Origin of the sequence: Acidovorax temperans, assembly GCF_028596105.1 — a bacterium.
GTDB classification, from domain to species: Bacteria; Pseudomonadota; Gammaproteobacteria; order Burkholderiales; family Burkholderiaceae_C; genus Acidovorax; species Acidovorax temperans.
This window is the reverse complement of sequence record NZ_CP117193.1, coordinates 3,956,098-3,980,780: the sequence shown is the minus strand read 5'-3', so window position 1 is coordinate 3,980,780 and position 24,683 is coordinate 3,956,098. Positions and strand designations below refer to the sequence as shown.

Annotated in this window: 25 protein-coding genes; 13 read left to right on the top strand and 12 right to left on the bottom strand. The window is 65.0% G+C overall.

Annotated elements, in window-relative coordinates; genetic code table 11:
- The first annotated feature begins 2 nt into the window (after positions 1-2).
- The 5 genes from PQV96_RS18590 to PQV96_RS18570 all read left to right on the top strand — a co-directional run bounded on the left by PQV96_RS18590 (position 3) and on the right by PQV96_RS18570 (position 4,714).
- Positions 3-1,274 (top strand): TraB/TrbI/VirB10 family type IV secretion system protein, encoded by a 1,272-nt coding sequence (locus PQV96_RS18590; RefSeq protein WP_270174397.1) that lies wholly within the window; start codon positions 3-5, stop codon positions 1,272-1,274.
- The gene (locus tag PQV96_RS18585; protein WP_270174396.1) at positions 1,271-1,531 is read left to right on the top strand and encodes a DUF2274 domain-containing protein; all 261 of its coding nucleotides are present in this window, start codon (positions 1,271-1,273) and stop codon (positions 1,529-1,531) included. The genes PQV96_RS18590 and PQV96_RS18585 overlap by 4 nt, the downstream gene beginning before the upstream one ends.
- Positions 1,532-1,803: 272 nt before the next feature.
- On the top strand, positions 1,804-2,304 hold the full coding sequence (locus PQV96_RS18580; RefSeq protein ID WP_270174395.1) for a helix-turn-helix domain-containing protein: 501 nt from the start codon (positions 1,804-1,806) through the stop codon (positions 2,302-2,304).
- On the top strand, positions 2,301-2,843 hold the full coding sequence (locus PQV96_RS18575; protein ID WP_270174394.1) for a hypothetical protein: 543 nt from the start codon (positions 2,301-2,303) through the stop codon (positions 2,841-2,843). The genes PQV96_RS18580 and PQV96_RS18575 overlap by 4 nt, the downstream gene beginning before the upstream one ends.
- Before the next feature lie 617 nt (positions 2,844-3,460).
- On the top strand, positions 3,461-4,714 hold the full coding sequence (locus PQV96_RS18570; protein WP_273623854.1) for an Hsp70 family protein: 1,254 nt from the start codon (positions 3,461-3,463) through the stop codon (positions 4,712-4,714).
- A gap of 133 nt (positions 4,715-4,847) precedes the next feature.
- Here PQV96_RS18570 and rsmI read toward each other — a convergent pair whose 3' ends face one another.
- Complete coding sequence (gene rsmI / locus PQV96_RS18565) at positions 4,848-5,783, bottom strand: 16S rRNA (cytidine(1402)-2'-O)-methyltransferase (RefSeq protein ID WP_273623853.1); 936 nt, start codon at positions 5,781-5,783, stop codon at positions 4,848-4,850.
- On the opposite strand from rsmI, the gene PQV96_RS18560 reads away from it, so the two are divergent.
- The 3 genes from PQV96_RS18560 (at position 5,783) to PQV96_RS18550 (ending at position 7,642) form a co-directional block, all read left to right on the top strand.
- A complete protein-coding gene (locus PQV96_RS18560; protein ID WP_273623852.1) occupies positions 5,783-6,184 on the top strand; it encodes a YraN family protein in 402 nt (133 codons plus the stop codon). The two genes, rsmI and PQV96_RS18560, sit on opposite strands and share 1 nt — an antisense overlap.
- Before the next feature lie 202 nt (positions 6,185-6,386).
- Positions 6,387-6,986, top strand: coding sequence for an SIS domain-containing protein (locus PQV96_RS18555; RefSeq protein ID WP_142085645.1), 600 nt, complete (start codon positions 6,387-6,389; stop codon positions 6,984-6,986).
- Complete coding sequence (locus PQV96_RS18550) at positions 6,986-7,642, top strand: BON domain-containing protein (protein ID WP_066785267.1); 657 nt, start codon at positions 6,986-6,988, stop codon at positions 7,640-7,642. The genes PQV96_RS18555 and PQV96_RS18550 overlap by 1 nt, the downstream gene beginning before the upstream one ends.
- A 146-nt stretch (positions 7,643-7,788) precedes the next feature.
- On the opposite strand, the gene PQV96_RS18545 is transcribed toward PQV96_RS18550, so the two are convergent.
- From PQV96_RS18545 to PQV96_RS18530, 4 genes are all read right to left on the bottom strand, one after another.
- Positions 7,789-8,703 (bottom strand): NAD(P)-dependent oxidoreductase, encoded by a 915-nt coding sequence (locus PQV96_RS18545; RefSeq protein ID WP_273623851.1) that lies wholly within the window; start codon positions 8,701-8,703, stop codon positions 7,789-7,791.
- Positions 8,704-8,801: 98 nt separating this feature from the next.
- Entirely contained in the window at positions 8,802-9,938 is a 1,137-nt protein-coding gene (locus tag PQV96_RS18540; RefSeq protein ID WP_207374676.1) for a PilT/PilU family type 4a pilus ATPase, read from the bottom strand.
- Between the two features lie 66 nt (positions 9,939-10,004).
- Positions 10,005-10,640 carry a Crp/Fnr family transcriptional regulator gene (locus PQV96_RS18535; RefSeq protein ID WP_198847532.1) on the bottom strand — a complete coding sequence of 212 codons (636 nt, stop codon included), beginning with the start codon at positions 10,638-10,640 and terminating at the stop codon, positions 10,005-10,007.
- A gap of 66 nt (positions 10,641-10,706) precedes the next feature.
- Positions 10,707-11,750 (bottom strand): type IV pilus twitching motility protein PilT, encoded by a 1,044-nt coding sequence (locus tag PQV96_RS18530; protein ID WP_044397331.1) that lies wholly within the window; start codon positions 11,748-11,750, stop codon positions 10,707-10,709.
- Between the two features lie 38 nt (positions 11,751-11,788).
- Between PQV96_RS18530 and PQV96_RS18525 the strand changes: the two genes are divergently transcribed.
- On the top strand, positions 11,789-12,517 hold the full coding sequence (locus PQV96_RS18525; protein ID WP_273623850.1) for a YggS family pyridoxal phosphate-dependent enzyme: 729 nt from the start codon (positions 11,789-11,791) through the stop codon (positions 12,515-12,517).
- A 16-nt stretch (positions 12,518-12,533) separates the two neighbouring features.
- On the opposite strand, the gene ltaE is transcribed toward PQV96_RS18525, so the two are convergent.
- Positions 12,534-13,604, bottom strand: a complete 1,071-nt coding sequence (ltaE, locus tag PQV96_RS18520) for a low-specificity L-threonine aldolase (protein ID WP_142085651.1) — start codon at positions 13,602-13,604, stop codon at positions 12,534-12,536.
- 143 nt (positions 13,605-13,747) lie between these two features.
- Between ltaE and PQV96_RS18515 the strand changes: the two genes are divergently transcribed.
- Positions 13,748-14,884 (top strand): aminotransferase class V-fold PLP-dependent enzyme, encoded by a 1,137-nt coding sequence (locus PQV96_RS18515; protein WP_273623849.1) that lies wholly within the window; start codon positions 13,748-13,750, stop codon positions 14,882-14,884.
- 36 nt (positions 14,885-14,920) lie between these two features.
- Positions 14,921-16,246, top strand: a complete 1,326-nt coding sequence (locus PQV96_RS18510; protein WP_273623848.1) for a DUF445 domain-containing protein — start codon at positions 14,921-14,923, stop codon at positions 16,244-16,246.
- Between the two features lie 77 nt (positions 16,247-16,323).
- Here PQV96_RS18510 and PQV96_RS18505 read toward each other — a convergent pair whose 3' ends face one another.
- The 6 genes from PQV96_RS18505 to PQV96_RS18480 all read right to left on the bottom strand — a co-directional run bounded on the left by PQV96_RS18505 (position 16,324) and on the right by PQV96_RS18480 (position 21,890).
- Positions 16,324-17,049 (bottom strand): LrgB family protein, encoded by a 726-nt coding sequence (locus PQV96_RS18505; protein ID WP_044397321.1) that lies wholly within the window; start codon positions 17,047-17,049, stop codon positions 16,324-16,326.
- Positions 17,033-17,395 (bottom strand): CidA/LrgA family protein, encoded by a 363-nt coding sequence (locus PQV96_RS18500; protein ID WP_273623847.1) that lies wholly within the window; start codon positions 17,393-17,395, stop codon positions 17,033-17,035. Before PQV96_RS18500 ends, PQV96_RS18505 begins: the two co-directional genes overlap by 17 nt.
- Positions 17,396-17,404: 9 nt before the next feature.
- On the bottom strand, positions 17,405-18,901 hold the full coding sequence (locus PQV96_RS18495) for an FAD-linked oxidase C-terminal domain-containing protein (protein ID WP_420482162.1): 1,497 nt from the start codon (positions 18,899-18,901) through the stop codon (positions 17,405-17,407).
- Between the two features lie 207 nt (positions 18,902-19,108).
- The gene (locus tag PQV96_RS18490; RefSeq protein WP_273623846.1) at positions 19,109-20,023 is read right to left on the bottom strand and encodes a LysR substrate-binding domain-containing protein; all 915 of its coding nucleotides are present in this window, start codon (positions 20,021-20,023) and stop codon (positions 19,109-19,111) included.
- 23 nt (positions 20,024-20,046) lie between these two features.
- The gene (gene purU, locus PQV96_RS18485) at positions 20,047-20,895 is read right to left on the bottom strand and encodes a formyltetrahydrofolate deformylase (protein WP_044397315.1); all 849 of its coding nucleotides are present in this window, start codon (positions 20,893-20,895) and stop codon (positions 20,047-20,049) included.
- Positions 20,896-20,981: 86 nt separating this feature from the next.
- A complete protein-coding gene (locus PQV96_RS18480) occupies positions 20,982-21,890 on the bottom strand; it encodes a ChaN family lipoprotein (RefSeq protein ID WP_273623845.1) in 909 nt (302 codons plus the stop codon).
- A 94-nt stretch (positions 21,891-21,984) separates the two neighbouring features.
- Between PQV96_RS18480 and PQV96_RS18475 the strand changes: the two genes are divergently transcribed.
- On the top strand, positions 21,985-23,955 hold the full coding sequence (locus tag PQV96_RS18475; protein ID WP_273623844.1) for a type IV pili methyl-accepting chemotaxis transducer N-terminal domain-containing protein: 1,971 nt from the start codon (positions 21,985-21,987) through the stop codon (positions 23,953-23,955).
- Positions 23,952-24,668 (top strand): response regulator, encoded by a 717-nt coding sequence (locus tag PQV96_RS18470; RefSeq protein ID WP_273623843.1) that lies wholly within the window; start codon positions 23,952-23,954, stop codon positions 24,666-24,668. Before PQV96_RS18475 ends, PQV96_RS18470 begins: the two co-directional genes overlap by 4 nt.
- The last annotated feature ends 15 nt before the right edge of the window (positions 24,669-24,683 follow it).

Below are 24,683 nucleotides of genomic sequence, written 5' to 3'. Positions count from 1 at the left end.
CTATGAGCCAGGACGACACTTCCGGAATTGCCGCGCCGCCGGCGGGCAAGGTGGCACCCGAGGCGGTGGCGCTGCGCGCCCAGCCGCGCCCGGTGATGCGCCTGAACCGGCGCATGCTGGCGGTCCTGGCCGGTGGCGTTGCCGTGGCCGTGCTGGGCGCCACCATGTGGTCATTGCAGCCGCGCCAGCGTGGCGCCGGTGAGAACACCGAGCTTTACAACGTGGATCGCGTCTCGCGCTCCGATGGATTGAGCCAGCTTCCGTCCGACTACTCGAAGCTGCCGCCCTCGGTGCCCGAACTGGGGCCACCGTTGCCGGGCGATCTGGGGCCGGCCATCGTGAGGTCGCAGTCGCCGGTGGTGGCCAGCTATTCGCCGCCTGGTCATGACCCGGCTGCCGCCGAGCGCGATGCGTTGCGCAAGGAGGCCGATGCGGCGGCGGCTTCGTCGGTGTTCTTCCGGTCGGGCAACCAACGCGCGGCTGCGGTACCGGCGCAGGTCGCTGCGGCGCCAGCTTCCCGCCTCGCGGGCTTCGACCCGTTGGAGGCTGGTCCGGCTTCGACGGCCGCGCAGGCAGATCCGACAGCGGTGCAGAACCGGCAGGACCAGAAAGAGGCTTTCCTGAAAACCGGCTCCACGGAGACCCGCAATTCCGGCAGCCTCAAACTGCCGGCCTCACCGTACCAGGTGATGGCAGGCACGGTGATCGCGGGCGCGCTGGTGACGGGCATCAAGTCGGACCTGCCGGGTGACGTGATCGCCACCGTGACCGAGCCGGTCTACGACACGGCCACGGGGAAATACCTGCTGATCCCGCAGGGCTCGCGCATCCTGGGCAAGTACAACAGTCAGGTGAGCTACGGTCAGAGTCGCGTGCAAGTGGTGTGGAGCCGGGTCATCCTGCCGGACATGTCCTCGTTCCAGTTGGACAACCTCGTGGGCACGGACCCGGCCGGCTATGCCGGCCTGGAGGATAGTGTGGACTGGCATTGGGACCGCGTGTTCGCCGGCGCAGCGCTGACCACGCTGCTGGGCATCGGAGCCGAGCTGGCGGCACCCGAGAACCGCCAGGATGGCAACCGGGTGGTGATTGCCGGGCGCGACGGCCTGCAGGACAGCGTGAACCAGGTCGGACAGGAGATGACCCGGCGCAACATGAACATCCAGCCGACGCTGACCGCGCGGCCGGGGTTGCCGGTGCGCTTGCTTGTGAGCCGAGACATCGTATTGCGACCCTACCAGCCGCTGTTTTTCCAGAGGGGAGGAAGTCAATGAGCAAGGCAGGCCATCGCCTGAGCCTGGGGCCGATACCGAGGCCCGATGCGGTCAAGCTCACGATCACGCTGTCGGCGGAGCTGAAAGCGCAGCTCGATGCTTACGCGGAGGTGCATGGACGGATGCACCAGGCACCGGTGGATGCGGTGGCGCTGATCCCGCACATGCTGGCGGCGTTCATCGCGCGGGACCGGGGATTCAAGTCGAGGCTGAATGGCAAAAACCCAGCGGCCAAGGCTCAGACGCCTGCGGCGTGAGCTGGCTTGTTGTTTTCTGGCGCTGGCCACCATCTAGAATTTCGCCTATGGGGGGTGTTGATGCCCTCCAGTGGAAGGTGGCGTCGCCTCCCACCTGGGCGGTGTGTGCGCCCCCCGAAGAAGGATGCAGGGTAAGCACATCAAGCGATAGCACACGGAACATAGATAAGCGGGTGGGAGGTGCAGGTGCCTCCCTGGGGTACGGCCTGATCTCCGGGATCGCGGCCTTGGCTTGCTTATGCTGAGAGCCATCGAACGAACTGGAGATTGTCATGAGCGTTGCAGCAGTCGCACCTGTACCCGAGCTGGAATCCGATCCGAAGGCCGCGGTGCGAGAAAACGAAAAGAAATGGGGCAAGCCCCTGATGGATGCCGGCTGGACCTGCATTCCCAGCACCATCATCCTGCGTCAGCAGGCGCTGGGCCTGGACCCGGTTGACATGAATATCGTGCTGGTGATCGCGGCGCACTGGTGGAAGGCCAATCAGCTCGCATTTCCGTCCAAGAAGCTGATCGCCGACACGATCGGCAAAGACCCGACCACGGTGCGCCGGCGGCTGGCAAAGTTGGAAAAGGACGGAATGATCGAGCGCATCCTGCGGCCGCAGCCGGGCGGGCGCCACAACTCCAATGAGTATCGACTGACTGGCCTGATTGCTGGGGCGGAGCCGCTTGCGAAGGAGGAAATCGCCAAGCGCGCCGAGGGCAAGACTTACCGGAAGGCGCGTGCGGTCAAGAAGGGACTGGGCCTCGTGTCCGTGGTCAAACCATGATCGCATGGAGGCCATTCGTCCATGAGGGCACGAACTACGACCTGTCCCACCTGCACCCCTTCGTGCATACGTTCGAGCAGGCCGCACAGGCCGGCAAACCGGCGCGCGTTTATCCGGTCCAGGTGATCTTCAGCCTGCATTGCTTCACGCGCGGCGCGGACGGGATTGAGGACCCGAAGGGGCCACTGGGGTACGCGGATTCGCGCGAGACGCGCGTCTTTGATTTCGGGCGCTACGCACAGTCCCAGCAGTTGCCCGAGATCGTGCGTGCCTTGCCCACATCACCGTGTTTCCACACGGACCACGGCAACTTCTTCACAGTGAGGCTGCTCAACGCGGCGACTGGACAGGAGGACACCTACGAGGTGTACTTCACCGCCTCGCGGTCCAGCTCGAAGGCTGTCCCGTTGAACCTGTTCGTGCAGAGCGCCTACGTGCGCGACAGGCTGCATACCAACAGGCCGTCGCGCAAGAAGATCGGGTTCTTCGTGATCCTGCACAACACGCTGAACGGCCGGCCGATCAAGGCGCCGAAATGAAAACGCCCTCCACAGGGGAGGGCGTTGGAAAAAATCGGACCTCTTGGCTATCCCTACGCTTGGGTGGGGGCCCCTTACGGGGTGGGATCAACGCACAGCTTTCGCTGCTCCGTTCATACGCTGATGCATCGATGATAGCGCATCGGGGAGGACCACGCAACCGCCTCTGGGGGGCGCGGACGCCCGCCAGGGCGCTTGCCGGGGTTCGCCGCCGCCCTCTCTGGTGGCCCGGCATGCCCTCCGCTGGGATGCCCTTCTTCAGGGTACACGGACCGCCTGAATCGTGAGACAATCACATCCAGACTCGTGGTTCGATTCCACAGTTCCTCTTGGTTGGTCTGGTGTACCCAACGATGTACCCAGAGAACAGGAGAGATGAGAAAAGCTAGTGTTGGCACGGGTTGCGGACGATTTTTCGAACCAGTCCCAGGCCACCAAATTGAAAAGCCCTTGATCTCTGGTCAGGGGCTTTTTGCATTGCGCCTTCGGCTGGTGCTTCGATCCAAGCCACCCTTCAAAGCGCTCGCAATCGTGGCGCTTGCCGCGCACGTTTCCGTTTTCAAACTGCTTCAGGCCGGCGCAATTGGCGCGCTGGTCTGCATTCCCCCCGCTTCAAGATGGCTCTCCTGCAAGACGTCACCCTCGGCATCGACTTCGGTACCTCCAACTCGGCCATGTCCGTGCGCCAGGGGCAAGGCGCAGCGCGCATGATTTCGCTCGAAGGCGATGCCCGCACCTTGCCCACCGCCCTGTTCTTCAACGCGGAAGAGCACCGCACGCACTTTGGGCGGGATGCGATTGCGCAGTACCTGGAAGGAACCGAAGGCCGCCTGATGCGTTCGCTCAAAAGCCTGCTGGGCAGCGCGCTGCTGCAGGACAAGACGGCGGTGCACCAGCAGTTGATCAGCTACCAGGACGTCATCAGCCTGTTCCTGCGCATGCTGGCCCAGAAGGCGCAGGCCGATCTTGGCGGTATGCCGGGGCGTGTGGTGATGGGTCGCCCGGTGCATTTTGTGGATGATGACCCCGTGCGCGACCAGCAGGCCGAAGATGCGCTGCGCCAGGCGGCTGTGGATGCAGGCTTTGAAAACATCTCCTTCCAGCCCGAGCCGATTGCGGCGGCGCTGGATTACGAGCAGCGCATTGACCACGAGGCAGTGGTGCTGGTGGTGGACATTGGCGGGGGCACCTCGGACTTCACCGTGGTGCGCCTGGGCCCCGGCCGCATGGGGCGCGCTGACCGCCTGGACGATGTGCTGGCCACCACCGGCGTGCATGTGGGCGGTACGGACTTTGACCGCCGCCTGAGCCTGGAGCTGTTGATGCCGCTGCTGGGTTTTCGGCACCTGGGGCCCAGCGGGCGCGAGGTACCCAGCCGGGTGTTTTTTGACTTGTCCACCTGGCATCTGATCCAGTGGCTTTACTCACCCAAGGCGCTGCGCGACGCCCAGGCTTTGCGCACTGACTACGCCGACCAGCGATTGCATGCGCGTCTGATGACGGTGCTGAACGAGCGCTTGGGCCACAAGCTGGCCAACGCCATGGAGCAGGCCAAAATCGCCGCATCGGTGAGCCATGCAGATGCGCCCATCCCGCTGGACTGGATCGAACCTGCGCTGGCGTCCTGCGTCACGCCCGAGGGGCTGGAGCAGCACCTGGACGGCCCGCTGGCGCAGGTTGTGGCTTGTGCCCAGCAGTGCCTGCAGCGGGCAGGTCTTGAGGCGGCAGACCTGCATGCGATTTATCTCACCGGGGGCTCGTCGGCTTTACGGCCCTTGCGCGATGCGTTGCGCAAAGCGTTTCCCGACACTGCCCAGGTGGAGGGAGACTTGTTCGGGGGCGTAGCCATGGGGTTGGCTGTGGCCCCTTAGTTTGCTATCAAAAGAGAAGCTGCTTGCGCTTGCTGGATAAGCGTTAGCGCCGCTTTTTTCTTATAACCTCATCGGCCATTGAGCTGACCGGCGCGCGCCTGCCGATGGGGCTCGGCCTATGCGCCTGTCTCCCTCAAGCGTTGTCGTCGCCTTCGCCATCGCGCTTCCATTCCAGCGCGGTGTCGTACAGGGCGTTGCGCGATGCACCGCTCACTTCGGCCGCCAGCCGCACAGCGGTTTTCAGGGGCAGTTCCTTGAGTAGCAGGCGCAGCACGCGCAGGCTTTCGCCATTGCCATCGCTGGCCACCGCCACCGGGTGCAGCAGCACCACAAATTCTCCCCGTGCGCGTTGCGCCCCTCCTTCCAGCCAGGCCGTCAAAGCGTGGGCGGGCTGGGTGGTGATTTCTTCAAACTGCTTGGTCAGTTCACGGGCCAGGGTCACAGGCCGTTCGCCCAGCGGGGCCAGCGCCTGCGCCAGTTCCTGGATGCGGTGCGGGGCCTCCAGCAGCACGACGCAGCGCGGCTCGCCCGCCAGCACCTGCACCGCAGCGGCGCGCTCGGCTTGCTTGACGGGCAGGAACCCTGCAAACACAAATCCCCCCTGTTCAGCGCTGTGGGCCACGGCCCCTGCGGCGCTGAGGGCCGTGGTGATGCTGCTGGCTCCTGGCAGCGGCACCGAGCGCAGCCCTGCCTCGCGCACGGCCTGGGCCAGCCTGGCGCCGGGGTCGCTCACGCCGGGCGTGCCTGCGTCGCTCACATACGCCACGCGTTGCCCTTGCTGCAGCCGTTGCACCACCTGCTGGGCTGCCTCGGCTTCGTTGTGCTGGTGCACGGCCAGCAGCTGGTGTGCGCTTTTATCGATGCCGTAGGCCCGCAGCAGGGCCTGGGTGTGGCGCGTGTCCTCGCAGGCCACCGTGTCTGCGAGTTGCAGTACGTGCAGCGCGCGCAGGGTGATGTCGGCCAGGTTGCCAATAGGCGTGGCGACGACGTACAGGGCGCCCTGCGGATAATGCTGCGCTGCGGCCGCATCGCGTGCGGCGGCCAGTGCTGTTGCGAAAGATGCGCTCAATGAAATTCCTTGGAAAAAGGCCCGCCCCCACGGGCGCTGCGGCAAACGCCACCACCCGCCAACGCGGCAATGCTGCCGAAGACCGGGCGCTGGCGTATCTGCAGGCGCAAGGCTTGCAGTTGCTGGAGCGCAATTATCGAACGCCAGGGCGGGGAGGGGGCGAGATCGACCTCATCCTGCGCGAAAGTGACGGTACGGTGGTGTTTGTGGAAGTGCGCAGCCGCAGCAGCAATGCCTTTGGCGGTGCGGGCTCCAGCATCGGTGCAATCAAGCAGCAGCGGGTGGTGTTTGCCGCACGCCACTACCTGCTGCGCTACGCATCGCCGCCGCCATGCCGCTTCGATGCGGTCCTGATCGAGGGACAGGTGCAGTGGATCAGGGCGGCGTTTGATGCGCAGTAATCCCGCGTGGCAGAGGCCGTGGCGTGCACCGTGCATCTCTGTGCTGGTGCAAGGTCTGGGGCGGCAGTAGCGCTGGTAGCCCATGCCCGGGGTGCGTTGCCGCCGGCGCGGGCACTGGTGCTGGCTGCAGGCGCTGGGGCTTGCTGCGAGGCAACCCTTTGCTACAAAAGCGATAACAAGCGGCGGGTATCATCGGGCCCTCATGCTTGAGCAACGCATCCAACAACACTTCATCGACAGCGCCGATCTGAAATACCAAGCGGCGCAAGTCTTGAGCCAACCCATCGCCGCCGCCGTCCATGCCATCCTGGCCTGTGTGACCAGCGGTGGCAAAGTGCTGGCGTGTGGCAACGGCCCCTCTGCCGCCGAAGCGCAGCAGTTTGCTGCGTTTTGTGTGGCGGGGTTTGAACGCGACCGGCCCGAGCTTGCGGCCATGGCGCTGACAGCAGACAGCACGCTGTTGACGGCTTCGGCCAGTGGGCTGGACATGTCTTCCCAGCAGTTTGCCCGGCAGGTGCGGGCCCTGGGCCAGGCGGGCGATGTGCTGCTGGCGCTGTCGGTGTCGGGCAACGACGCCAACTTGCTGGCGGCCACAGAAGCCGCCCATGAGCGCGACATGACCGTGATCGTGTTGTCGGGTCGCACCGGAGGCCGTTTGGCAGCTGTGTTGCGGGAGACAGATGTGTTGATCAACGTACCCCATGACCGCGCTGCGCGCGTGCGCGAAGTGCATGCCCTGGTGCTGCATTGCATCAGCGATGGCGTGGACGCCCAATTACTTGGTGACCAGGAGATTTCTTGATGAAGCAGACCTTGAACCGCACCCTTTGTTCTTTGCTGGCCGCCGCTGCGCTGGCTGCCGGCCTGTCGGCTTGCGCACCCCTGGTGGTGGGCGGCGCCGTGGTGGGCACCATGATGGCGGTGGACCGCCGTACCACCGGCACGCAGGTGGAAGACGAGGGCATCGAGCTGCGCTCGGCCAATCGCCTGAGTGAGCTGCTGGGCGACCGTGGTCACGTCAACGTGACCAGCTTCAACCGCCAGGTGCTGCTGACGGGCGAAGTGCCCAGCGCTCAAGACCGTCAACGGGTCGAGCAAGTGGTGCTGGGGGTTGAGAACGTCCGCTCGGTGGTGAATGACTTGGCGGTGATGCCGCCCACCAGCCTGGGGCAGCGTTCCAACGACACTTTCATCACCGGCAAGGTGCGCGCCAGCCTGGTGGATGCCAAAGACCTGTCTGCCAGCGCCTTCAAGGTGGTGACTGAACGCAACGTTGTCTACCTGATGGGGCGTGTGACCCAGCGCGAGGCGCAGCGTGCGACCGAGATTGCCCGCGGCGTGAGCGGTGTGAGCAAGGTGGTGCGCGTGTTTGAAATGCTGACAGAAGAAGAACTGCGCAACATCACTCCAGCCCCAGTGGTGCAAGACGCACCCCCTGCGTCGACTCCCCGCAACTGATCGCTGGAGAGATGTGTTCGCCGGCCCCTGAGGGTGGCAGGGCGGCGAGCGTAATTTCATCTTTGGGGGAGGCACACATCCTCCGGGGTGGTGTGCCTGCAGGCTCCGCGCTTGCGGAAGTTCAGCGCGGGCCTTGGGGCTGATCTTTACTTGAGCCGCTTGATCAGGCTGGACGTGTCCCAGCGGTTGCCGCCCATTTTCTGAACGTCGGCGTAAAACTGGTCCACCAGCGCAGTCACAGGCAGACGCGAGCCGTTGCGCTTGGCTTCATCCAGCACCAGCCCCAGGTCCTTGCGCATCCAGTCAACGGCAAAGCCGAAATCGAACTTGTCGTCCACCATGGTCTTGCCACGGTTGTCCATCTGCCAGCTCTGGGCGGCACCTTTGCCAATCACATCCAGCACCTGCTTCATGTCGAGCCCTGCGTTCTGCCCGAACGCAATGGCTTCGGAAAGCCCTTGCACCAGGCCTGCAATGCAGATCTGGTTGACCATTTTGGCCAGTTGACCGGCGCCGCTGGAGCCCAGCAAGGTGAAGGCGCGCGAAAACGCCATGCCGACAGGTTGCGCTGCGGCAAATGCGTCGGCATCACCTCCGCACATCACCGTCAGCATGCCGTTTTGTGCACCGGCCTGGCCGCCCGAGACGGGGGCATCCACAAACTGCAAGCCCTGAGCCTTCGCGGCGGCATACAGCTCGCGCGCCACCTCGGCCGAGGCCGTGGTGTGGTCCACAAAGATGGCACCGGGCTTCATGCCTGCAAAGGCGCCGTTACTGCCCAGCGTGACCGAGCGCAGGTCGTCGTCGTTGCCGACGCAGCAAAAAACGATATCGGCGCCAGTGGCTGCTTCTCGCGGCGTAGCCGCACTGCGCGGCGCCGGGGTGGCGGCAAATTCCTCGCACCATGCCACGGCCTTGGCGGCAGTTCGGTTGTACACGGTCACCTCATGGCCGGCCAGGGCCAGGTGCCCAGCCATGGGGTAACCCATCACCCCGAGGCCTAGGAAAGCGACTTTGCGGCTGGCAATGGATTCGTAAGAGCGTGGGTTGGTGCTGGGCATGGTATGGCTCGGGAGGTCAAAGAAAAAACGCCTGCCTTGCGAACGGATTCCAAGGGCAGGCGCCGGGGTGGGAGTGGGGCGCGCCGCAGCGCAGGGGCTCAGACGATAGCGAAATGCTCGGTGCCCGAAGCCAGGTCAGGTGACCTGGCGCGCTGGCTGTTGAGCTTGATCTGCAGGCGCAGGTCGTTCAGCGAATCGGCATTGCGCAGTGCGTCTTCGTAACTGATCACATTGGCTTCGTACAAGTCAAAGAGCGACTGGTCAAACGTCTGCATGCCCAGGTTGCGGCTCTTCTTCATGATTTCTTTGATTTCCGAGACTTCACCCTTGAAGATGAGGTCGGAAATCAGGGGCGTGTTGATCATGATCTCCACGGCCGCCGCACGGCCTTTGCCGTCCTGCTTTGCCACCAGGCGTTGCGACACCATGGCGCGCAGGTTCAATGACAGGTCCATCAGCAGCTGAGCGCGGCGCTCTTCAGGAAAGAAGTTGATGATCCGGTCCAGTGCCTGGTTGGCACTGTTGGCATGCAGCGTGGCCATGCACAAGTGCCCGGTTTCCGAGAACGCGATGGCGTGTTCCATGGTTTCGCGGTCGCGGATTTCGCCCATCAGGATCACGTCCGGGGCTTGGCGCAGGGTGTTCTTCAGGGCCGCTTCCCAGCTGTCGGTATCAAGCCCCACTTCGCGCTGCGTGACCACGCAATTCTTGTGCGGGTGCACAAATTCGACAGGGTCTTCCACGGTGATGATGTGGCCGAACGAGTTTTCGTTGCGCCAGTCCACCATGGCCGCCAGGGTGGTCGATTTGCCCGAGCCTGTGGCACCCACCATGATGCACAAGCCGCGCTTGGTCATGGTGATTTCCTTGAGCACCTGGGGCACGCCCAGGCCGTCAATGGTGGGCAGCGTCAATGGAATCGTACGCAGCACCATGCCCACTCGGCCTTGCTGCACGAACGCATTGACCCGAAAGCGGCCGATGCCTGCGGGCGAAATGGCGAAATTGCATTCCTTGGTGCGCTCAAAGTCCGCCACCTGCTTGTCGCTCATGATGGCGCGCGCCAGTGTGAGCGTGTGGGTGGGGGTCAATGGCTGCGGCGATACCTTCGTCACCTTGCCATCGACCTTGATGGCGGGCGGGAACTCCGCCGTGATGAACAAGTCGCTGCCGTTGCGGCTCACCATCAACTTGAGCAGGTCATTGATGAATTTACTGGCCTGATCGCGTTCCATCCGAAATCCTCTCTGGCGTCATTGTCACCCGCTGGTGCGGATGTGATTTGTACTTCTTACGTGCCGTTATTTTTGGTAGTCGCTCAGGCGGGCACTGACCACACGCAAGCGCAGCGACAGTTTACGCGCCAGCAGGGCTACCAGGCTGGCCGCCAGTTGGGGGTCCTTTGACATCATTTCGTCCATGGCTTCAGCGCTGAGCACTGCAATTTCGCAGTCGGTCAACGTGGTGCAGGCCGAAAAGCGGATGCCGCTGTCCAGCAGGGACATCTCGCCGAGGATGTCGCCAGGGCGGGTTTCTGCCAGGCGCAGCTGCTCACCCCAGGGCTGAACGCGGTCCACCGCGATGGTGCCCGTCAGCAGCACCACCATGAAGTTGCCGTATTCGTCTTGACGAATCAGGTCGCGGTTCGATGGCACCGACGCAAATTCAAAGAAGCGCTCCATGCGCTCCACAGCGTCCTTGTCCAGGTGTGCCATGTACTTGTCTTTGGCCCACAAGCCTTGCAGCAGCTTGCCGCCCCGGCTGGCAGGTAGCCGCTTGGCGCCCACTTCTACCGCACGGGCTTCCCAGGGCACCAGCATGGAATCGTCCACGCCCTGGCCGGCGAACGCGGTGGAGAAGAGCATGGAGTCCGTGCTCTCGTCCTTGGGTTTGTTCACCAATGTTTTAGAACGCAGAAGGCCAAGAATGCCTTTCATAAGTTGCTCCGGTCTGCGGCAGGATGTGCCGCCAAGTGTGTTCGGGTGGGCTGGCGTGGGTGCCTGTCAGCCTGGGAAGTTTTCAGGGATCTTGGCTTTGCTGCGCGCTTCAGCAGGGCTGATGATGTTGCGGCGCACCAGATCCGTCAGGTTCTGGTCCAGCGTCTGCATGCCCACGCTGTTGCTGGTCTGGATGGTCGAATACATCTGCGCCACCTTGGCCTCGCGGATCAGATTGCGGATGGCACTGGTGCCCAGCATGATCTCGTGCGCAGCCACACGGCCCGAGCCGTCCTTGGTTTTGCACAGGGTTTGCGAGATCACGGCCTGCAGCGATTCCGACAGCATCGCGCGCACCATTTCCTTTTCTTCAGCCGGGAACACGTCGATGATCCGGTCGATGGTCTTGGCGGCGCTGGAGGTGTGCAGCGTGCCGAACACCAAGTGGCCTGTTTCGGCAGCGGTCATGGCCAGGCGGATGGTTTCCAGGTCGCGCATTTCGCCCACCAGAATCGCGTCCGGGTCTTCACGCAGCGCAGACTTCAGAGCTGCCGCAAACGACAGCGTCATCGGCCCCACTTCGCGCTGGTTGATCAGGCACTTCTTGGATTCGTGCACGAACTCGATCGGGTCTTCCACCGTGAGGATGTGGCCGTACTCGGTTTCGTTCAGGTAGTTGACCATGGCGGCCAGCGTGGTGGATTTGCCCGAGCCCGTGGGGCCGGTCACCAACACCAGGCCACGGGGCTTGAGGGCCAGGTCGCCGAAGATCTTGGGCGCGTTGAGTTGCTCCAGCGTCAGGATCTTGCTGGGAATGGTCCGGAACACGGCCGCCGAGCCGCGGTTCTGGTTGAATGCGTTGACGCGGAAACGGGCCAGGCCTTCGATTTCAAACGAGAAGTCAACCTCGAGAAATTCCTCGTACTGCTTGCGCTGCGCGTCGTTCATGATGTCGTACACCATCGCGTGCACGGTCTTGTGGTCCAGTGCTTCCACGTTGATGCGCCGCACGTCGCCGTGGACTCGAATCATGGGTGGCAATCCCGCGGACAAGTGCAAGTCGGAGGCCTTGTTCTTGACGCTGAACGCCAGCAATTGGGTGATGTCCACGGGGTTCCCTCTATCGTTTGGTACGCTTGGCGGCCATTATGACCACGATTGCCAACAACCTTCAACAAGTGAACGACCGCATTTCCCAGGCGTGCCAGGCCGCCGGGCGTGCGCGTGAAACGGTGTCCTTGCTGGCGGTTTCCAAGACATTTGGGGCCGCCGCAGTGGCCGAAGCCGCCGCTGCCGGCCAGCGGGCGTTTGGAGAGAACTACATCCAGGAAGGCGTGGACAAGATCCTGGCGCTGCGTGAGATGGTGCCGTATGCGTTGCAGTGGCACTGCATTGGCCCCATTCAGAGCAACAAGACGCGCCTGGTGGCCGAGCACTTCGACTGGGTGCACACGGTGGATCGTCTCAAAATCGCCCAGCGCTTGTCAGACCAGCGGCCCGCGCATCTGCCGTCGCTGAACGTTTGCATCCAGGTCAATGTGGATGGCGGCGACAACAAAGCCGGTGTGCCTCCCGAAGAAGCTTTGGAGTTGGCCCTGGCCGTGGCAAAACTGCCACGGTTGCAGCTGCGCGGCGTGATGAGCATTCCCGAGCCTTATCCCGAATTTGCCGCGCAAAAGGCAGTGCATGAAGCCGCGCATGCGCTGTTCGAAAAAATCCGGGCGGCTCTCGCGGCATATGCAGATATGCACAGCGCTCCATGGGACACCCTGTCGATGGGCATGACCGCCGACCTCGATGCCGCCATCCATGCGGGCAGCACCATGGTGCGCGTGGGCACGGGTGTCTTCGGTGCGCGCACCTACCCGGCTGCTTGAAAGAGTCCCCGGCCGGTCAGCCCGGTAGCGTAAAACGCGCCACGCAGTCGAGCGCAGCCTGTACGTCGGCAGCGTTCACGTCCAGATGCGTCACCCAGCGCAGGCGCGACTGCCCGCCGTACAAACTGCTGGTCACCCGGATCTGGTGCTGCGCCAGCCAGGCGGTGAATGCCGGTGCCACATCGGCCTGCACATCGGTGAACAGGATGTTGGTCTGCCAGGGGTGCACCGTGATGCGCCCGCGCAGAACCGGGTGGTTTTCACCCACGGCACGCAGGCCTGACGCCAGCGTGTGCAAATTGGCGTGGTCTTCTGCCAGACGCCTGACGTGGTGCTGCAGCGCGTAGTGGCCCGCCGCTGCCAGCACGCCAGCCTGACGCATGCCGCCCCCCAAAATCTTGCGCGTGCGGCGTGCCTGGCGAATAAAGGCCGCGCTGCCCAGCACCAGTGAGCCCACGGGGGCGCCCAGGCCCTTGCTCAGGCATACCGATACCGAATCAAAGTGGCTGCACAGCTCGCGCGCTTCCTGGTACACATCGGTGCCGCGGCGCGCTGCATTGGCCGTGGCTGCATTGAACAGGCGCGCGCCATCCAGGTGCAGTGCCAGCCCGCGCTGGCGCGCCAGTTGGGCCACCTCGGCCACGTACTCGGGCGGTAGCACCTGGCCGCCGGTGGTGTTCTCCAGCACCACGAGGCGGGTGCGTGCAAAGTGCGGGTCGTCGGGCTTGATGGCGGCGGCGATGTCGGCCAGGCGCAGTGTGCCGTCGGGCTGGGTTTCGACCGGCTGCGGCTGGATCGAGCCCAGCACCGCCATGCCGCCCGCTTCCCAGCGGTAGGTGTGCCAGCTCTGCCCCACGATGGCCTCGTCACCCCGCTGGCAGTGGCCCCACAGGGCGATCAGGTTGGTCTGCGTGCCGGAGGGGGCGAAGAGCGCTGCTTCAAAGCCCAGCAGCTCGGCCGCGTGCTCCTGCAGGGCATTCACCGAGGGGTCGTCGGCAAACACATCGTCGCCCAGCGGGGCCTTGAACATGGCTTCCCGCATGGCTGGGGTGGGCTGGGTCACGGTGTCGCTGCGAAAGTCGGGCATGGCGGTCCTGCGGATAAAAAGGGCATCGTAACGCCCTGCGTACATCAGGGCTGGCGCAGGTCTTTCGCGCTCTCTGCGTGCTAAGCTGACTCGTCTAGCCCGCCCCGTGCCGGGGCGGCATTCCTGTTGATGGAGAGGTTTACATGCCCGGACTGCTGCCCGATGTCGATCCCGACGGCCTGCTCGAATTCTCGGTGGTCTACACCGACCGTGCGCTCAACCACATGTCCAAGCGCTTCACCGGCGTCATGCAGGACATCCTGGCCATGCTCAAAGAGGTCTACCACGCCCATACCGCCGTGCTGGTGCCCGGCAGCGGCACGTTCGGCATGGAGGCCGTGGCGCGCCAGTTTGCCAACCAGCAAAAAGTGCTGATCGTGCGCAACGGCTGGTTCAGCTACCGCTGGAGCCAGATTTTTGATGCCGACAAAGGCCTGGGCGGCGGGGCCGTGGTTTGCAAGGCGCGCCGTCAGGGCGATGGCGCGCAGGCCCCCTGGGCACCTTGTCCGGCCGAGGAGGTGGCCGCCACCATCCGCGCAGAAAAGCCCAAGGTAGTGTTCGCGCCGCATGTGGAAACCTCCAGCGGCATCATCCTGAGCGACGACTACATCCGCACCGTGAGTGCTGCCGCACACGAAGTGGGCGCGCTGTTCGTGCTGGATTGCATTGCTTCGGGCGCGATGTGGGTGGACATGCAGGCCACAGGGGTGGACGTTTTGATCTCCGCCCCGCAAAAGGGCTGGAGCAGCAGCCCCTGCTGCGCCATGGTGATGCTGAGCGAACGCGCCCGGCAAGCCATTGAAGGCACGCAAAGCTCCAGCTTCGCGTGCGATCTGAAAAAGTGGATGCAGATTGCCGAGGGCTATGAAAAGGGCCAGCACGCGTACCACACCACCATGCCCACCGACGCGCTGGTTCGCCTGCGCGACGTGATGGCGGAAACGCGGGCCTACGGCTTTGAAAAAGTGCGGCAGGAACAGATGGACCTGGGCTCCAAGGTGCGTGCCCTGCTGGAGTCGCGCGGCTTTCCCAGCGTGGCGGCAGACGGCTTCAAGGCGCCCGGCGTGGTCGTGAGCTACACCAGCGACCCCGCCATCCAGAGCGGCAAGAAATTCCTCGAGGTGGGGCTCCAGACGGCTTCCGGCGTGCCCCTGCAGTGCGACGAGGGACCAGACTTCAAGACCTTCCGCATCGGCTTGTTTGGGCTGGAGAAGTGGCACAACGTCGATCGCACCGTGGGGCACCTGAGCGCCGCGCTCAACAAGGTTGCAGCTGCTTGATGCCTGGGATGCGCTGGATGGAGTGGCAGCCTTCGCATGCAGGGTAGCGAGCGCGTTGAGCACACCGCTGGGGCTGTGGAAACCCCGGCGCATGTAGCGCTGCGCCGGGCCAAGCGCCAAGCGCTGGCGCTGCTGCTGGTGGTCACAGCCGTATTTGTGGCTACCAGCCTGGTGGAGCGCGGCCTGCTGCTCAACTGCATCAAGGCCATGGCCGAGGCCGCGATGGTAGGGGCCCTGGCCGACTGGTTTGCCGTGGTGGCTTTGTTCCGCAGGCCGCTGGGGCTGCCCATCCCGCACACAGCGGTGATTGCCCGCAACCAGGAACGCATCGGGCGCAACCTGGGCACCTTTGTGCGCGACAAGTTCCTCGACGTGCCCTCGCTGGTGGCGTTGATTCGCAGGCACGACCCGGCTGAGCGCCTCTCGCAGTGGTTGCTGGCCCCCGGCAACGCGGCCTTGCTGGGCCAGCAGGCGGTGCGCCTGGCGTCTGCCGCGCTGGAGACGGTGCAGGATGCGCAGGTGGAGCGCTTCATCCAAAAGGCGGTGCGCACCCTCATTGGGCAACTGGATCTGTCGCGCGCCCTGGCGGCGGTGCTGGGTACACTCACGCACAACGGGCGCCACCAGGCGCTGCTGGAAGAAGTGCTGCACAAGCTCGTCGAGTGGCTGCAGAACCCCGAGACGCGTGAATGGGTGGCGCAGACCATCGTGGCCTGGCTGAAGAAAGACCACCCCCGCACTGAAAAGCTGCTGCCCACCGACTGGCTGGGCGACAAAGGCTCTGCCATGCTGGCCCGGGCGCTGGAGACCCTGATGTCCGAGGTCGCCGCCAACCCCCAGCACACGCTGCGGGCCCAGTTTGACGGCGCGCTGCAGCGCTTTGTCGAACGCCTGCGCCACGACCCCGAGTGGCTGCGCAAAGGCGAAGAAATCCGCACCTATCTGCAAACGGATCCGACCGTGGGTGAGTATGCGAAGACGCTGTGGGTGGACCTGCGGGCCGCATTGCAGCGCGATCTTGCCGACGCCGATTCCGTACTGGCGCGTCAGGTGGTCAAGCTGGGCGTGTGGTTGGGCGAATCGTTGGCGGCCGACCCGGCGCTGCGCCAGTCATTCAACACGCGAATGGAAGGCTGGGTGCAAGGCCTGGCGCCGGATGTGTCGCAGTTTGTGGCGCAGCACATCCAGGACACGGTGCAGCGCTGGGATGCCGAGCAGATGTCTGCCTTGATTGAGTTGAACATTGGCAAGGACTTGCAGTACATCCGCATCAACGGCACCGTGGTGGGCGGGCTGATTGGCTTGGTGCTGTTCGGGCTGTCTCATGCCCGCGAGATTGCGCGGGCCGTGGCCGGTGGCTGAGTGGTTGTGAAGTGTTTGCTATTAAAAATATAGCTACCAGCGCTTGTTGAATAAGCGCTGGAGCCACTTTTTATCACTTAAAAAAGCCGAAACACCAGCGGCATCAACACGGCCGCCAGCACCACCTGTAGGCCCAGTGCCAGCCCGGCATAGGCTCCGGCATCGGCATTCACCTGCATGGCGTGGGCGGCGCCAATGCCGTGGGAGGCTGTGCCCAGCGCAAAGCCGCGCAGGGCCATGCCCTCAGCGTCGGTGGGCAGGCGCATCAGGCCAAACAGCCAGCGGGCCGACAAGGCGCCCACCATGCCGGTCAGCGCAGCGAATACCGCCGCCAGCGCGGGCACGCCGCCAATCTGCGCGGCCACGCCCATCGCCACCGGGGCAGTGACGGATTTGGGGGCCAGGGACATCAGCACATCCCCAGGCAGACCCAGTGCCCAGCCCAGCCCCACGGCGCTGGCTGCCGCTGCGGTGCCCCCTGCCAGAGAGGCCAGCACCAGCCGCCCCCAGCGTGCGCGCAGGGCGGCCCGGCGCTGCCACAGCGGCCAGCCCAAGGCCACCACGGCGGGGCCCAGCAAGAAGTGGATGAACTGCGCGCCCGCAAAGTAGGTGGGGTACGCCGTGCCGGTGGCCAGCAACACCCCCGCCAGCACCGCCACCGAGAGCATCACCGGGTTGGCCCATGGGGCATGCCCGGCACGCAGTGACACCGCCTGTGCCAGCACATACACAGCCAGTGTTGCCGTCAATCCGAACAGAGGGGCCGACGACAGGTAGACCCAGAGTTCAACGAAGTTCTGCATGCTCACTCGCCTTGGGCTGCAAAAGGCGCAGCACCCCTGCCGTGACGGCCATGCCCACCCAGGTGGACACCACGATCACCGCCACCAGCTGCAGGCCGTGCGCACTCAGCAGGGCCAGATGCGTCATCACCCCCACGCCCACGGGCACGAACAGCAGCGACAGATGGCTCAGCAAAAAACCGGCCGCCGGTGCCACAGCCGCCTGCACGGGAGACCACCGCAACGCCAGCAGCAAAAGCACCATGCCCACCACCGGGCCTGGCACGGGCAATTTCAGGAAGTGGGAGAGTGCCTCGCCTCCCGATTGCATGAGCAACAAGAACGCCAGGCCTTGCAAGGGTCGCATGGGCAAGCGTCAGAACCGGGGCAGGTCCGGGTGCTTGATCTGCCCGCCGCGCACCAGCATCTTTCCGTACTCGGCGCACCGGTTCAGCGTGGGAATCACCTTGCCGGGGTTGAGCAGACCGGCCGGGTCAAACGCATGCTTGAGCCCGAACATCTGCGCGTTTTCCTCGGTGGTGAACTGCACGCACATGCTGCTGAGCTTTTCCACGCCCACGCCATGCTCGCCCGTCACCGTGCCGCCCATGGCCACGCTGGTCTCCAGGATGTCGGCGCCAAACAGCTCGCAGCGGCGCAGCTGGTCCGGGTCGTTCGCATCGAACAGGATCAGCGGGTGCAGGTTGCCGTCGCCCGCGTGGAACACGTTGGCGCAGCGCAGCTGGTACTTTTTCTCCATCTCGGCAATGGCCAGCAGGATGTCGGCCAGGCGCTTGCGCGGGATGGTCGAGTCCATGCACATGTAGTCGGGGCTGATGCGGCCGCTGGCGGGGAAGGCGTTTTTGCGGCCGCTCCAAAAGCGCAGGCGTTCGGCCTCGTCGCGGCTCACGCTGATGGCGGTGGCGCCTGCCGCGCGCAGCACCTCGCTCATGCGGCCAATTTCTTCTTCCACCTCTTCGGGCGTGCCGTCGCTTTCGCACAGCAAGATGGCTTCGGCGCTCAGGTCGTAGCCGGCGTGCACAAAGTCTTCCACGGCGGCGGTCATGGGCTTGTCCATCATTTCCAGGCCGGCGGGGATGATGCCCGCCGCAATCACGGCGGCCACGGCGTCGCCTGCTTTGCGCACATCGTCAAAGCTGGCCATGATGCAGCGCGCCAACTGGGGCTTGGGCACGAGCTTGACGGTGACTTCGGTGGTCACGGCCAACATGCCTTCGCTACCGATCACGGCGGCCAGCAGGTCGTAGCCGGGGGTGTCCAGCGCCTCGCTGCCAAATTCCACGGGCTCGCCTTCCACCGTAAAGCCCTTCACCTTGAGCACGTTGTGCACCGTGAGCCCGTATTTCAGGCAGTGCACGCCGCCCGAGTTCTCGGCCACGTTGCCGCCGATGGTGCAGGCGATCTGGCTGCTGGGGTCCGGCGCGTAGTAAAGGTTGTACGGTGCCGCCGCCTCGCTGATGGCCAGGTTACGCACACCGCACTGCACCACGGCCGTGCGGCTTTCGGGGTTCACTTCCAGAATGCGGTTGAACTTGGCCAGCGACAGCGTCACGCCCATGGCATGGGGCATGGCCCCGCCCGAGAGGCCCGTGCCCGCTCCGCGGGCCACCACGGGCACCTGCAACTGGTGGCAAGTGCGCAGCACGGCCTGCACTTCGTCGTACGTTTCGGGCAGGCACACCACCAGCGGGCGCTGGCGGTAGGCGGTCAGGCCGTCACATTCGTAGGGGGTGGTGTCTTCAGCGTTCCAGAGCAGGGCGTGGGCGGGTACCACGGCAGACAGGGCCTGCACCACACGGGATTGCAGCGCCTGGCGCTCGGCAGGGGAGGGGTGGGGTGTTTCGGTGATCACCTGCGCACTGTAACGCGGTGTACCGCTGCTTGGGAGGGATCCCGTTTTGAAGTTTTGTCACGCGCTGTGTGACAAAAGCGCTCGGAAGGTCTTTAGAGCGGCTAACAAAACTCTTCTGGCGTCGTTGCCGCGTCTTGTCGTACTACGCGTACTGCCTGCGACGCGGCGCCTAGCCAGAACCGCTTCGCTGAGTTTTGTTAGCCGCTCTTATAGCGTGGCCTTGAGCCACTGCGCAAAGGCCGAACACTCCCAGCGCTCCATGGCGCCCGTGCGCCAGCACAGGTAGTGGGCGTGGGGGCTGGGCGCTTCGATGGGGAGCAGGCGCACCAGCGTGCCGTGGTCCAGCCAGGGCGCGCCCAGCTTCAGGCGCACCAGGGCCACGCCCATGCCGGCAGCGGCTGCGTCGCACATCAGGCCAATGTCGTTGAACTGCGAACCCTCGCTGGGCTCTGCCCAGTCCAGGCCGCTGACCGAAAACCAGGTGCGCCAGGGCTCCAGCGGGCTGCGCAGCAGGGGCAGGCCCTCCAGGTCTTCCGGGCGCTCGAACGGGCCGTGTTCGCGCACAAACGCGGGCGATGCCAGCGGCGTGACCACGTCGCGTGCCAGCTCGATGTGTTCCACATCGGCGTAGTGGCCGGGGCCAAAGCGCACCATGAGGTCGGCGTCTTCCGCCACCACGTCCAGCAGCGGGATGGACACCTGCAGCGCCAGGTCGATTTCGGGGTACGCCTCGGTGAACTGGCGCAGCCGGGGAATGAGGATGGTGCGGGCGAAGGTGGGCGTGACGGCCAGCTTCAGCCGCCTGCGCCCCGGCGCCGAGGCCGCGCCTGGAAAACGCTGCAGCGCGCCCAGCCCCTCGCGCACATGGGCCAAGTAGGCGCTGCCTTCGGTGGTGAGCGAAAAATCTGCCCGGCCAAACAGCCGCACGCCCAGAATCTGCTCCAGCTGCTTGACCCGGTGGCTCACCGCGCTGGGCGTAACGCACAGCTCGTCCGCCGTCAGCGTCACGCTGCGCAGTCGGGCCAGTGCCTCAAAAGTAAGCAGGCACTGGATCGGCGGGATGCGCCGTGCGTTGCCTGCCTGGAAGGCCAGGGCGTTGCTGCTCACCGGGGGCTGGGCCATGCGGCGGGGTGTTGCGCCGCTGCTTAGCGGAAGACCACAGTCTTGTGGCCGTTGAGCAGCACGCGGTGTTCGCTGTGCCACTTCACGGCGCGGGCCAGCACCTGGCTTTCGGTGTCTCGGCCCCGGGCTGTCAGGTCTTCCACCGTGTCGGTGTGGTCTGCGCGGGCCACGTCCTGCTCAATGATCGGGCCTTCGTCCAGGTCCGCCGTCACATAGTGGGCCGTGGCCCCGATGAGCTTCACGCCCCGGTCGTGCGCCTGGTAGTAGGGCTTGGCGCCCTTGAAGCTGGGCAGGAAGCTGTGGTGGATGTTGATGGCGCGGCCTGCCAGCTTGCGGCACAGATCGTCGCTGAGCACTTGCATGTAGCGGGCCAGCACCACCAGTTCGGCGCCTTCGGCTTCGATGATCTCGAACTGCTTGGCCTCGGCCTGGGCCTTGGTGGCCGCAGTCACCGGGATGTGGTGGAACGGCACGTTGTAGCTGGCGGCCAGTTGGTAGAAATCGCGGTGGTTGCTGATGATGGCGCGGATGTCCACCGGCAGCAGGCCCGATTTCCATCGGAACAGCAGGTCGTTGAGGCAGTGGCCTTCCTTGCTGACCATCAGCACCGTCTTCATCGGCTCGGCCGTGGTGTGCAGGCTCCAGCGCATCTGGTGGGGCTCGGCAAAGGTGGCCAGGCGGGCCTTCAGGGTGGCGTGGTCGTGCTGGTCGCAGGCAAACTGAACGCGCATGAAGAACAGGCCTGTGGCGTTGTCGTTGTACTGGGCAGCTTCTTCAATGTTGCCGCCGTGTTCCATCAGGAACCCGGACACGGCGTGCACCAGCCCCAGTCGGTCGGGGCAGGACAGGGTAAGGATGTAGGCTTGGGTCATAGGCGCCCGATTGTCGCAGCACCGGCGCCAGTTTGCTGCGCAAGGCCTATGGTGGGCGCCCGCCAATGGCGCCCTTTTGCGTTGCGTCACTGCAATTGCTGGCGCAGTGTCTCGCAGTGGTCGGGCCCTTCGCGCCAGGGGGAAGCCCACACCAGGTCGGCATCGGCCGGAACGGTGCGCGCAATCGCCTGGGCCATCGCGTCGTCCGCCGGGGCGGGGGCTCCATCACTGGGCGGCGGCGCCTTGTGCTGCATGGCAATTACGATGCGCGCAGTGAGGTCTTTGGGGAGGTGCACTGGTACCCCCGCTGTGCGCAGCACATGGCCGGCGCCGGTGATCAGCACCGTCGTCTGGCCATATTGCCGCTGGGCCTCTACCAGGACCTGGGCCATGCTCTTGTCGCGGGCAATCTGGATGCGCGCCATGGCGGGCACCTGGGTTTCCGCCAGCAGGCGACAGTGCCCCTGGCGAATGGCCTCGCGCTGGCGCTCCAGGGCGGGGGGCGTCAAGACCAGGTCCAAGGTGTCATCGCGCATCGCGCTGCGGTTTTGTGTGCGGGGCAGGTTGCCCCCCAGCACCGGTACGCCAGCCCGCACGGCTTCCATGATGGCCGGGGCATAGGCGGCCCAGGGCCAGGCTGCGTCGTTCCAGCGCAAAGCGTTCTGCACCTGGGCGGGAGTGGCATCTGCCGGCAGGGCGGCAGTGCTGGTGCCACGTTCTGCCATCTCCAGCACCACGGCCCCCAACTGGTTGCGGATGGCCAGCCACTGCACGGCAGCGTGCTGCATGCGCTGGTGCTCAGGGTCGTCGTGCTGCTCGCCCAGCAGCAGCACCTCAGCGGGCAACACGGTGCGCAGCACCAGGGGCCATTGCTCCCCCTCGGCCACCGGGGGGCGCTGGGCGCAACCTGCCAGGGCCAGGCCCATCAGCAGGGCCAGCGCGGTGCGGCGCGTTGAAAGAGGGAGAAGAGGCAAACGGAAGGACATAAAGCGCATGCGCAAATGCTAAGCGCTTGCTTTGGTGAATGTGCGAGTGCGGGTCTTGACCTTGGTCAAGACTTGCTGGGCAGCCCATGCCTACACTGCGCCGATGCGAAATTCCCCGTCCCTCACAACCAAGCTGCTGGCGATGGGTGCAGGCTTCCTGCTCGTGGCCCTCAGCTCTATTGGACTGACCCTGTGGGTGACCTGGAAGCTGGAAGGCGGTGCCGCGGCCGTGAACGAGGCGGGGCGGCTTCGCATGAACATGCTGCGCATGGTGATGGTGCTGCAGACCGAGCCGGTGCAGGCCGTGCAGCAGCATGCCAAAGAATTTGACGCCAGCCTGGAGCTGCTGCGCACGGGCGATCCGTCCCGCCCCCTGTTTGTGCCATGGAGCGATGAAACCCGCCCCCGCTTCGACGCCATCCGACTCAACTGGGCCCAGCTGCAGCAACAGTGGACGCAGGAGCCCCGCCCCAGCCGGGACCAGGCCCTGGCGCAGGCCGACCACTTCGTCAGTGAGGTGGATCGGTTTGTAGAAACCATTGAGGTGCAGATCGCGGGCTGGACGGCCGGGCTGCACCTGTTTCAGCTGTGCATGATGGCCCTGGCCATTGCTGCGGCCGTGACCTTCATGGCCGTGAGCTATCTGCTGGTGATCAACCCCGTGGCCCGACTGCAAGGCGCGCAGGCGCGTCTGCGCCAGGGTGATCTTTCTACCCGCTTGCCGGTGGACACCGATGACGAATTCGGCCAGCTGTCTGCTGGCTTCAACCTGATGGCGCATGCGCTGCAGGCATCGCATGAGGGGCTGGAGCAGAAAGTGCAGGAAAAAACGGCCAGCATTGCCGTGCAGAACCAGCGGCTCGAAGCCCTGTACGCCGTGAGCGCCCTGGCCTCGGATGCGGCCAGCCTGACGGAGCTTGCCACTGCGTTTGTGCGCCAGGTCCGGAAAGTGGCCGGGGCCGATGCGGTGGCCGTGCGCTGGTCTGACGAAGCCAACGAGCGCTATGTGTTGCTGGCCAATGACGGCCTGCCCCGGGCCATGGCGGAAGAGGAACATTGCCTGCACACGGGCTCTTGCCATTGCGGCCAGCCCCAGGAACAGGCGCGCACCCGCGTCATCCCCATCACCCCCACATCCATGGTGGCGCTGCCCCATTGCCGCGAAGCCGGGTTTGAGACGATGGTGACCATTCCTGTGCAAATGCAGCAGCGCGTGCTGGGCGAGGTGGACCTGTTCTTCCGCTTCCCGGTGGCGTTGAACGATGATCTGCGCGAGTTGCTCGAAGCCATGACGCGCCACCTGGCCAGCGCCATGGAGGGCTTGCGTGCCACGGCCCTGGAGCGGGAAGCCGCCGTGGCGCAAGAGCGCAGCATGATCGCGCGGGAGCTGCACGACTCCATCGCGCAGTCGCTCGCCTTCCTCAAGATCCAGACCCAGCTGCTGCGCGATGCCGTGGCCAAGGGCGACGCCGCCAAGCGTGATCGCAGCATCGACGAACTGGATGTAGGCGTGCGCGAGTGCTACAGCGATGTGCGCGAGTTGCTGGTGCACTTTCGCACCCGCACCAGCGAGGAGGACATCGAGGCTGCGCTGCGCGCCACGCTGTCAAAGTTTGAGCACCAGACGGGCATGGCCACTTCGCTGTCCATGGCAGGCCACGGCGTGCCCCTGCCGCCCGATGTGCAGATCCAGGTGCTGCACATGGTGCAGGAAGCCTTGTCGAATGTGCGCAAGCACGCCAAGGCAACGCGGGTGGAACTGCGGGTGGAGCGCCATCCGCGCTGGCGCTTTGAAGTCCAGGACGATGGCATAGGCTTTGAGGTAGAGCAGGTTCCGCCCGATTCCTTGCACGTAGGCCTGGGTATCATGCGCGAGCGCGCCCAGCGCATTGGCGCGGTGGTGCAGGTGCAGTCGCACCGCGGGCATGGCACACGCGTGTGCATTGAGCTGCCCAGCAACCCCAGGCCACTCGCACCAGCCAATGCTGCCGCCAGCCCGACCCAGGCCGCGCCTGTGGGTGCCGCGCCCATCGCCCCCCATTCGCCCGCCCCCCTTCAGGAGCCATTGACGTGACCCAGCCCGCTGCCGCCGCCCCCGTGACCTTGCTGGTGGTGGACGATCACACCTTGTTCCGGCGTGGCCTGATCGCCCTGCTGGGGCAGGATGCCGGCCTGCATGTGGTGGGCGAGGCGGGTGATGCCGCCGAGGCCTTGAGGCTGGTGCCCACCTTGCAACCCGATGTGATCTTGCTGGACAACCATCTGCCCGGCGTGATGGGGGTGGACGCCATTCGCGGCTTGCGTGAAGTGTCTCCACGCTCGCGCGTGCTGATGCTCACGGTGAGCGAAGACTCGCAAGACCTTGCTGCGGCGTTGCGCAACGGCGCCCAGGGGTATCTGCTCAAAACCATTGACGGCGATTTGCTGGCGCAGGCCATTCGCCGTGCCGCGCAGGGGGAGCCTGTGGTCAGCCCGGAACTCATGGGCAAGCTGGTGGCGGCCTTCCAGTCGCAAGGGGCGCCTTCGGCGGCCAGCCCGACGCCTGCGCCGGAGGTGGTCGAAGCCTCTGGCAGCGCCGCGTCTGACAGTGGCACCCCTCTGTCCCCGCGCGAAGAAGAAGTGCTGCGCGAGATTGCGCGCGGTATGAGCAACAAGGAAATCGCACGGGTGCTGGACATCGCCGAGACCACGGTGAAGATCCATGTCCAGCACATCCTGCGCAAGCTCGGCCTGACCTCGCGCGTGCAGGCGGCGGTGTACGCATCCGACCGCCAGCGCGCGGAATAGCCGCCACGCCCCGAC